The sequence below is a fragment of the Acinetobacter sp. GN11 genome (genome assembly GCF_054823985.1).
Genome location: NZ_JRVL01000176.1, coordinates 1 through 5,804 on the forward strand (window position 1 = coordinate 1; position 5,804 = coordinate 5,804).

General features: G+C 37.5%; 6 protein-coding genes. 2 read left to right on the forward strand and 4 right to left on the reverse strand.

Annotated features, from left to right (window positions below; translation table 11 throughout):
* Positions 1-267: 267 nt before the first annotated feature.
* Positions 268-1,482, reverse strand: coding sequence for an oxygenase MpaB family protein (locus NL42_RS14735; RefSeq protein WP_461313303.1), 1,215 nt, complete (start codon positions 1,480-1,482; stop codon positions 268-270).
* Positions 1,483-1,662: 180 nt separating this feature from the next.
* On the opposite strand from NL42_RS14735, the gene NL42_RS14740 reads away from it, so the two are divergent.
* A complete protein-coding gene (locus NL42_RS14740; RefSeq protein WP_461313304.1) occupies positions 1,663-2,700 on the forward strand; it encodes an AraC family transcriptional regulator in 1,038 nt (345 codons plus the stop codon).
* Between the two features lie 44 nt (positions 2,701-2,744).
* Here NL42_RS14740 and NL42_RS14745 read toward each other — a convergent pair whose 3' ends face one another.
* Positions 2,745-3,797 carry an NAD(P)-dependent alcohol dehydrogenase gene (locus tag NL42_RS14745; RefSeq protein WP_461313305.1) on the reverse strand — a complete coding sequence of 351 codons (1,053 nt, stop codon included), beginning with the start codon at positions 3,795-3,797 and terminating at the stop codon, positions 2,745-2,747.
* A 99-nt stretch (positions 3,798-3,896) separates the two neighbouring features.
* A complete protein-coding gene (locus tag NL42_RS14750; protein ID WP_461313306.1) occupies positions 3,897-4,397 on the reverse strand; it encodes a (R)-mandelonitrile lyase in 501 nt (166 codons plus the stop codon).
* 209 nt (positions 4,398-4,606) lie between these two features.
* On the opposite strand from NL42_RS14750, the gene NL42_RS14755 reads away from it, so the two are divergent.
* Positions 4,607-5,494 carry an AraC family transcriptional regulator gene (locus NL42_RS14755; RefSeq protein ID WP_461313307.1) on the forward strand — a complete coding sequence of 296 codons (888 nt, stop codon included), beginning with the start codon at positions 4,607-4,609 and terminating at the stop codon, positions 5,492-5,494.
* Positions 5,495-5,538: 44 nt separating this feature from the next.
* Here NL42_RS14755 and NL42_RS14760 read toward each other — a convergent pair whose 3' ends face one another.
* Positions 5,539-5,748 carry a cold-shock protein gene (locus tag NL42_RS14760; protein WP_252613113.1) on the reverse strand — a complete coding sequence of 70 codons (210 nt, stop codon included), beginning with the start codon at positions 5,746-5,748 and terminating at the stop codon, positions 5,539-5,541.
* Between the last annotated feature and the right edge of the window lie 56 nt (positions 5,749-5,804).

Consider the following 5,804-nt stretch of genomic DNA (forward strand, 5'->3'; position numbering starts at 1 on the left):
TTTTCATTTAATTACATAATTAAGAAAAACCTTAAATATTGGCTTAATAATACTGCCTTAGTTTAGAGAGTTTTTTGAGCTATGTACCCTAATGTTAGAATGCACAGCCCAGATAAAACCAGATTAATGATCAGATAAAGTTTGATGTAATATAAGGTTTCAATGTTGTTTACTAAGAAAATAAAGTTTGGTCTTAAGCAAAGCCCATTCTCCAGATGCATCGTCTAGATAGACTTTTTACCTTAGAAATCTACAGACTATATAACCTTAATTTTTGGTACGATAGTCTGCTTTATTTTCACCCAATTGCTTGTGAATAAAAGCTTCGAGCGTTGCTTGTCCGTATCTTTCGATAACATTGCGAATAAGTGGTAACTGCGTTGCTTTTGAAGATATTTTTAAACTTCCAATAATTGGTTGAGCTAAAATTTTTGCCCACACGGATGAATTAACTTGAAGATCATAAGCTAAATTTTTACCTGCAGGCAATGTATATTGAGGTGATAATAAGTATTTAACGATCGCTGCGTGTAAATCTCTGGACAGTAAGAAATGAGGAATTTCTGTAAGTCCATTAATCATAGCCTGTGTGAGTTCAACTGAGCTAGTATTAACAGTATATGAATATTCATGAATCAGTTTATCTAATGCTTGCTGCTCTTCATTCGTTTGGCCGAGTAATTCTGGAACTACACCCAGAACTCGCGTGATCCATCTCCACATTAAGTTATAACTATCGGCCTCGGCATCACTAACCCTGCCACCAAGCGCTTTAACAATATTGACCCGATATTGACCAAATACATAGACACCGCCTGCGGTAGTGAGCTGATCAATCGGAGTTGTAGAATCAGATTTCCACCTTCCACTCTTAAGAATCCCCATTCTCACCATCGTATGCATCAAACGAATACGCACCCAGATTTGCCAGCTTTTACCTAGAGGCTTCATTCCATCTACATCAAATGCCCCTATAAATCCTGTTGCGGTTTCCCAAAAGCGTCTAGGAAAATCACCCTTTTTATCAAGTCGCCCAGTAGACGCCATGACATTTGCAACATTTGGATAGGTATAGGTATATGGTAGTGCGCCATGTAATCCAAAAAACAACCCTATTGGATTCCGCAACCCCATTTTTGCACCCAAACGCATCTGTTCAAAATCAGCCCATTCTGGGACAAATTCAACGTCAGCGAAAAAGTTGTTAGCTGCTAGATTACCCTTTTCTTGTAATAATCGTGCAGCACCATAAATATCGCGACTCATCATATTATGAGCACGGAGTTCAAAAATTAAGGCCTCAGCTAAGGGGTCACCAATGTATTGCCATGCTTCCAAGTCAATGTCTTTTAGTGATGATTGAGCAACATGATTAGGCGCTGGTTTTGATGCTATCTCAAAAGCTTTTAAAACGCGCTGTTGTAGTAGCTCATTGTCTGGCATCACATATCCAAACTTATTATATTCGTCAAATTGCATCATTAGATCTCATACACACTGTTATTCAATTTCTTAAATTTAAGACAGTTTGTATGGTTGATTGCAGCCAAAGACCTATCATTTTCAGCCATTTTGCAGCTATCATGATTGCTGTTTTCTGCCGCTTAAATCTGCTCCAGCGTGATTAAAAGCCATAAAAACATCGATAATATAGGTTGATTTATGGAACCCGCGTCATTAAAGCCCTTAAAAGACTTACTTTTTCCAATACAGTATTTGGAAATTTGTCAATCATTGGTCAACGCTGCTGATGGTGATTTTGAACCAATTATGGAAGCATGCGGATTAAAAGTTGAAAATCTAATGGTCCCCATGATGATGATAGATGGGGAGAAATTACTTCATGTTTATAAATCAACACTTAATTTTTGTCATGAAAAAAAACCTTATTGCTTACAAGTTCTAGATTACTTTCCAATAACTGCACATGGTTTAATGGGTGTTTTAGCGATGACATCTCCAAAACTTGAGGATGCGTTGAATGCAGCTCTTGAGTTTTTTCCATTGTTAATGCCTAGTTTTCATGTAGAACGAAAAGACATAAAAGATGAAGTTTATTTACTTTTTAACCCAACATGTAGCTTTGGCGAATATGATAATTTTTTTGCTGAGTTAATCCCCTTAGCAATCTTTCAGATAGCACCTTTTTTATCAAAACGTCCGGAAAATATTCAATGTTTTTTTTCTCATGTCTCAGATTTCAATCCTAATATTTATAAAGAGCAGTTAGGAATAGACGTGCATTTCAATGCCAAGGGAAACTATCTAGTATTCCCTAAATCAATTCTCAATACTTCATTAATTACTTCTAGTGCAGGTGTTTATAATCAATCTAAATCTTCACTACAAGCCATTAACGACTCATCAAAAAACAAAAATCCTGTTACAGCAAGAGTAAAAGAGGTGTTAACAAAACATCTAAAGCAGAATAAATTCATGAGTAATGATTCTGTAGCAAGATCAATGAATATGCCTGAACGGACTTTAGCCCGCCAACTTGCTAGTGAGGGTTACACTATATTAAAACTAAAGAATGAAATTAGAATTGAGTTGGCCAAAACCTTACTTATACAGAATAATAAAAATATCAATGAAATATCTAAAAAATTAGGTTATAGCAACGCAGATAATTTTTCCAGATTTTTTAAAAGCGTTACAGGAGAGACACCGAAACAATTCAGAGATAAACACAAATATTAACTGTGCATCCTAATGGAAGAATGCACAGCCCAGATCAAACCAGATTAATGATCAGCTAAAGTTTTCATATCAATCACAAAACGATACTTCACATCGCTCTTTAGCATACGTTCAAAACCTTCATTAATGTTTTGCATATCAATCATCTCGACCTCAGAAACGATGTTATGTTCACCACAGAAATCAAGTAACTCTTGTGTTTCTTTAATTCCACCAATCACTGAACCTGCAATTGATTTTCTTCCTAAAATCATAGGTATTGAATTTGCGCTAATTTCACCCAAATATCCAACCAGCACAATTGTTCCATTTAAAGCTAAAGTTGGAATATAAGGCTTCAAGTCATGGTTATAAGGCACAGTATCAATAATTAAATCAAATTGATTTGTGACTGACTGCATTTGGGCCTCATCTGTTGATAACACAACATGATGCGCTCCGAGTTGTTTTGCATCCTGTTCTTTGTTTGCTGAACGAGTAAATAGTGTCACTTCTGCGCCTAGAGCATTTGCAAGTTTAATCGCCATGTGCCCTAAACCACCTAAGCCAACGACTGCGACTTTACTGCCCTTTCCAACATTCCAGTGACGCAGCGGCGACCAAGTCGTAATACCAGCACACAGTAGTGGTGGTACAGCTCGAGCATCCAGATTTTCAGGTACTTTTAATACAAAATCTTGGCTACAAGTAATGGTTTGAGAATATCCACCATAGGTTGGTCGTTGATCATGACGATCTACACTGCCATAAGTCTGGGTGTTACCTTCTTCACAATACTGCTCTAGTCCTGAATGGCAAGCAGAACAAGTACGGCATGAATCGACCATACAGCCAATTCCTACGAGGTCACCGACCTTATATTTCGTGACTTTGGCACCGATCGAGGTTACTCGACCTACAATTTCATGACCCGGAACTAATGGATAAGCACTAAATCCCCAATCGTTTTTAGCTTGATGTAGGTCGGAATGGCAAACACCACAATATTCAATTTGAATGACAACATCATCTTCACGTGGAGTTCTACGTTCAAACTTAAACGGAACTAAAGGAGTTTCTGATGACAGCGCGGCATAACCTAAAACTTCAATTGTCATATTTTTTCTCTCATATTTAATGGGTAAGATAAGTTTTCATTTCTGAATGTTTATTCAGAATTACAAATGCAGTTGCTATAAAAAAATTGTGGTTCAACCTTATTTAGACTTACCTGCCTCTTTATATTGCTCATCCGACACAGGCTCTAACCAGTCCACATTTTTGCCATTTTCATCAGTTGCAGTTAAAGCAAGATGAGTCATAGCAGAATGTCCACTTGCGCCATGCCAGTGTTTGACACCTGGTGGGCAATAAATCACATCTCCTGTGGAAATCTTTTCTGCAGGTTTACCCCATTCCTGCACAAGACCTTCTCCTTGTGTCACAATCAAATATTGCCCTTTAGGATGGGTGTGCCAAAATGAACGGGCACTCGCATTAAAGCTCACATATGCGCTTGCAGCATTTATCCCTTCAGTAACATCAGTTAATGGTTTAATCGCGACAGTTCCTGTAAAAATATTATCAGGGCCGTCAATGACTTGCTGCTGGCTGGCTTTTTTGATGGTCTGGGATGCGGTGACTGGTTGTTTATCCATTGCGGGTACTCCCATTGAGATAAATAAAGTGGTCACAAAAGTGACTGTTTTAACATTCATCTTTTTTCCTAGATTGCTACCAACGTCTTCTATTGAAGGAGAAGACTCAGGATGAAGCATTGTTAAAACAGTATAAAAATGAAAGTTGATAGGCGTTGTTCTATTCCTCTCACAGATTTGCCTAATCCTCCGAATTGTTGCAATTCTCTCTATTTTTCTTATTTGAAATGCCTACAATAAAAACACAGATGGCAATAGGTGAAATCTGAATGGCGAATATGTCTCTAGGCAATAACGAAACACTGGCTCAACTTGTCGATCAATGGACCCGAGCAAAAGGTACATTTGAAACACCTATTACGGGACTGACTTTATTTCGTGCAGAAACATTGACCCAACCCAATAGCAGTATGATGGATGCCAGTCTATGTATGATTGCTCAAGGTAAAAAACAGGTGATTCTTAGCGAAGAAGCCTACACTTACGACTCTAACCATTTCCTTTTTACTGCAATTGACCTGCCTGTCATCGCTCAAGTTCTTGAAGCTTCGGTCGAACAACCTTATCTTTCAATAGTGCTACGACTAGATCCCTATGTACTTGCCCAAATCATGCTTGAAGCCCATATTCCTTTTAAAGACGTAAATACTGAAAAAAAAGGAATGGCTGTCGGAGTAGTCAATTCAGAGCTGAATGATGCTTTTATACGGTTAATAAAATTATTGGATACGCCACAAGACATCCCCGTCTTATCTCCCCTTATTATTAAGGAAATTTTTTATCGTTTATTGATGAGTCCACAAGGTGATCGACTTAAACGCATTGTGGCGGCAGGAACTACAGGTCATCGAATTGTGAAAGCGATTGAATGGTTGAAAACAAATTTTGCAAAATCCTTTAGCGTTGAAGAACTGGCAAGCACAATGGGGATGAGCGCCTCTAGTTTTCATCAACATTTTAGGGATATAACCTCGATGAGTCCCTTACAATATCAAAAAAGAATGAGGTTAACTGAAGCACGGCGTTTATTGATGACCGAAGAATGTGATATTTCAACAACCAGTATTCAGGTCGGTTACGAAAGTTTGTCGCAATTTTCCAGAGAATATAAACGCTTTTTTGGAGCGTCACCGTCGGTGGATATAAAAAGTATATAAATAAAAAAGCCCTGAATATTCAGGGCTTTTTTATTTATCACTTATTACTGTGGAATAATATTCACAGCACTTGGACCTTTTTGTCCTTGAGTGATATTAAACGTTACTTTTTGGCCTTCATGTAAAGTTTTGAAGCCAGAAGAAGCGATTTCTTTAAAATGGGCAAATACATCTGGACCAGATTCTTGTTGAATAAAACCGAAACCTTTAGTTTCGTTAAACCACTTTACTGTACCAGTATTTGTATTAGACATAATATATCCTTGAACTTTAATCATTTGAGTCATTTAAAAATGACAAATATAACTTG